The following is a 4073-nucleotide window of genomic DNA, read 5'->3' as shown; positions in this document are numbered from 1 at the left end:
ATTCGAGCCAGACGATGTCGTGGGTCAGGGCCGCGACCTGCTCGGAGGTCAGCGAGGTGCTGATCGCCAGGTTGAGCTACTAGCAAAAAGGCAGATGCACTCATTCACAAATGCATCTCGCTCGACTAATCAGAAAAACCCTACAGCCTGCGGTGCACTCCCCTTATTCCTGCCAACCACAGTGCGGTTTACAGTCGTTCAGTCGCCCAAATGGCGACCTGGTTGGCGACCTGGTGAATGGTGTGCAAAAGATTTCTAATTACAGAAGCTTTTGCGCATGCAAAGCTGCTTTACGGCAGTTGTGCGCGGGAGGCCTTCGGGCCTGTCGGTTTCCATTCCCGGCTCGCCAACCCGCGTACAGCTGCCACCTTTCGTTTGGCGACGTTTGAGTGATAGCTCTTTTCAACTGAATGGAGTTACACATATGAACCGCTACATGCCCATTACCGGCCACGACTGCAACATTCCCTCTTTACTCATCGACACCCAAGCACCCGTTGACGTATTGCACGACGCCGCGGCTTACCGCATTCGTGCGGTAACACAATTGCTGGAAAGCTTTTCAATAGCTGAAGCCTCACATCGAGAGCCAGTCGTTCTTCAGGAACTGACATTGGTCTGCACCATCCTGCTACGTGATGGATGTGACGGGACGGCGGTTGCAAGAGCAAATTTCGCTCTAAATAGCAATGGGCGGTGTTACGCCGCCCAAACTTTCAAAGAGTTAAAAATTTAGCCCAGGCACTTATTGAAAACATAAAAAAACTAAAAAACGCTCCCAAAAAAAAGATCATGGCTAAGACTGATTATGCGCCACCGAAACTCATCACTAAATACTGGTTGAAAGTCATCGTCGGTTCCTACCCGACCAATGACAAAAAACTATTCCATCACCCAGCCCAGGCTCTAAATCAGGTTACGTGGACTGTGGTTACGGTGGACTGAAAAACATCCCTCGGCGAAAACCACGGGGAGCTTCACATTTAAGTCTCAGATCAACTCGAAACCTGCATCTTATTTATCGAAGCTCCCAATCATGTATAGATATATATTGAATGACTTGCTCAGGCACATACTCTAAAGATGCCCTATAGTCCGTAATAAAACTTACCCCTTCTACAACCCCTCCCCCCCCAACAACAAAAAACTCATCATCCTCGCAATTAAACTCAACTTTATAAAGACTACTTAATTCCAAAACACTATCTCCGGGCCTAACTCCTAGCCCTCCCCCCAAATACCCTTTACCCACGAGAATCCTATAGAGGATTTTCTTCTCTTCAAAAAACAGAGAAACAACATCATCCATGTATGAGAAAGAAATTTCTTTTATACCAAGCCCAATTGCCTGCCCTATATTTGAAACCACCCCTACCCAACCATGGCTCTTAGCAAGAACTTCTTGCAAATCGCAGTCATTTTCAAACCATTCAACCGGGCCGATTCTTTCCTCTACAACCTCTAGAGACTCTCCAAGTCTAAATCCCGCTCCGGAAATACCAGGAACTAAATCCGCATAAAGATCTGGGCTTTTCACTTCCACAACCTCACTCCCAAGCGCTCCACTTACCGGCCTCATACTTCAGCCTATTACCTTTTGGATCATAGTATTTTTGGTAACTTGTAATAGTACCAGACTTAAACCCTGAAGCCGGATCAATAACTCGAACCTCCGTACCATCCTTATAAGTAAATTTATAATACTCACCAGACTTGTGCCGTCCACCACCTGGATGATATTGGATCTCAGAAATTACTGGATGCCCTTCGACTGTATATGCTTGAGCTCTTCCTGATGTCCCTGAGCGGATACTTGGACTAAGCGTCGCACCATCCATCTTATAGGCTCGAATAAGATCATCTATTGATGATCCCCAAACCTTATCCAAACTCCTTGGGATGCCCGCTTGTACAGCTAAATCCTCTCTCAAACCTACCCGTGCATTTGCGGAGGTAGCTGGTATCTCACGAGTGGTCCCATTTACAGTTTGCTCCGCAGTACCACCAGTTCCTCTTGAAGCACCTGTTCTAACAGAAGCCCACGCAGCACCCACTGTCTGTATAGCATTATCTATCAGTTGCTGCGTGCCTTTGGCAATGTCCCTCTCAACTTCATTTTTGAAGTCAAAGGGCACGCCAACCACTTCATCACCAACCCCATCAAGATGGAAGAACTGCTTCACAAAATCCGATAGACCGTTCACTGCATCGGAAGGATAGTTACCGATACCTTTGCCCAAACCGCCAAGCGCTGTGCTTTTCGTGCTATCCCAAATTTCGCTTTCTTTCTGGGCTTGGTTTTTGCTGGAAGCGGCATTCAGCATCTCCTGCTGTTCAGCCGTAAATTGACTCCAGGTATTGCCATACATGCCTGGGTTTTCGTACGCCTCTTTGCTTCCTGGAGCGAACATCAACATCTGGCGTCCACTCTCATCGACGAAGAACCCGGCCTGACCTCTCAAGAAGTCGGCGGCCCGGGCATCTACCATCGAATGCTCAGTAGCGAAGCTTTTGTCGACATTCTGCTGAGCCTGGGCTAGAAGCCGAGCCTCCGCCTCCTGAACGGAGATACCCAGCTCTTTTGCAAACTCGGCGGCCAACCCTTTGATCTTATTGATCTCTTGGGCGTGCAACTGCCGGTTATAAACATCCACCCCAGCCGCATTTCCCCCCCCAGCAATTGCCCCTATTGCTCCGCTACCCGAACCAGCTCCGGCGCCCAAGCCTGTTGCAATCAACGTAGTCAGGGCATCCTGATCGGCCCCGACAACCCCACTTTTACCCAATGCATCAGCGATGGTTGGCATCAATGTGGCTGCCGCCCCCGCCCCCAACGCGCCACTTCCAGCATTACCGCTAGACAATCCCATCGCCGCGCCAGCCAGGACATGCAGCAGTACGCGGGCGGCACCTCCCTCAGCCCAGGCGGCTTGCGTGGCGCTGTCAGTGGCTTTGCGTTTCTGCCCGTCGGCGTAGTCGCCGATTTTCTTGAAGGTGTCGTTCGCGGTCGTGTTAGCAACGATGCCTGCAGCCGTCGCCCCACCAGCACCACCCAGGCCGGCAGCGATCAAGCCGGAGGCAATATCCGCCATGATTCGTTTGTCGCCACCGACATTCCAGCGTGCTGCATCCGCCAAGGCGGCATTGGCAGCCTCTTTCTGCTCAGGGGTCGTCGCCTTTTTCGCCTGTTCATTGGCCGCGGCGGTCTTGGCTTTGGCAACCGTCTCGATAGCGCTACTGGCCAATTGCACCGAACTCTGGATGAGGTCTATGCGCTCTTGCATAGCTTTCTCGTCAGGCCGGTCAATGCGCTCGTTGGCGTTAGCCGTATCTCGGTTCAACCCCACCAGATCCTTGGCGCCAGCCGGATCCCGTACGGTGATCGTGCCCTCGCTGATAGCACTGCGAGTGCTGCTGTGATCGGACTCCTTGAGGGCTAGCGGCAGAGTGCCGCCCGTTTCCGAATGCGCCCATTTCCTTTCGCTGTCTGGCGTCACCGGCTGTCCCGGTTTGTCCCATTTGGTGCTGGTGTAAGAAGCACTCAGGCTGGCCGACTGGCTTTTGATGTCGCTGGTGTTCTTGATGTCGCTGACGATCAGGCGACCGGTGTCGAGATGGTTCTTGTCGGCACTGGCTTCACTGGCAATCACCGCGCCTTGCAGCTGGGTATTGGCCCCGACATAAATGTCGTATCCCCCTTTACCTACATACAGCCCGGTCTGGTCAGTCACCGCCTGGTAATTGCTGTCCATCTTGCTACCAGCGATATTGCCGCTGGCGCTGACCATGGAGCCGTAGCAGAACGGCGGAACACAGATGCTGGCGCCGAAACCGCCACTGGTCTGCCGGTTTTTCTGATCGGCTTCATCCTGCCGGGAGGCAATATTGAGGTTGCCGCCTACCTCCGCCTTGATGGTATCGGCTCGTACCTGCGCCCCCGCCAAGGTGGTGTCCTGACCGCTTTTCAGCATGAGCAGGCCAGTATCCACCGTGCTGTTGACCTGGGTGACCGAGTGGCCCGTGCCCATGCCTTTTGCCATCTGCGCCCCGAGATCGAGGGTGAAGCCGTTCTG

General features: G+C 52.5%; 3 protein-coding genes. 1 reads left to right on the top strand and 2 read right to left on the bottom strand.

Going from position 1 to position 4073, the window contains the following annotated elements; genetic code table 11:
- The first annotated feature begins 424 nt into the window (after nt 1-424).
- Nucleotides 425-736, top strand: a complete 312-nt coding sequence (locus PVZ80_RS09190; protein WP_416068833.1) for a hypothetical protein — start codon at nt 425-427, stop codon at nt 734-736.
- Between the two features lie 282 nt (nt 737-1018).
- Here the strand turns inward: PVZ80_RS09190 and PVZ80_RS09185 are convergent, their stop codons facing one another.
- A complete protein-coding gene (locus tag PVZ80_RS09185; protein ID WP_124301233.1) occupies nt 1019-1543 on the bottom strand; it encodes a hypothetical protein in 525 nt (174 codons plus the stop codon).
- Nucleotides 1544-1547: 4 nt separating this feature from the next.
- Nucleotides 1548-4073 (bottom strand): hemagglutinin repeat-containing protein (locus PVZ80_RS09180; protein ID WP_273863718.1); only part of this gene is annotated, 2526 nt, incomplete at its 5' end.

The organism is Pseudomonas sp. B3G-3 (assembly GCF_028640915.1).
Taxonomy (GTDB): Bacteria; Pseudomonadota; Gammaproteobacteria; order Pseudomonadales; family Pseudomonadaceae; genus Aquipseudomonas; species Aquipseudomonas chlororaphis_I.
The sequence above is the reverse complement of the archived record's forward strand: the minus strand, read 5'-3'. Positions and strand labels throughout refer to the sequence as shown.

Coding starts and splice junctions, on each gene's coding strand:
- PVZ80_RS09190 (WP_416068833.1), top strand. CDS start 425: ATGAACCGCTACATGCCCATTACCGGCCACGACTGCAACATTCCCTCT.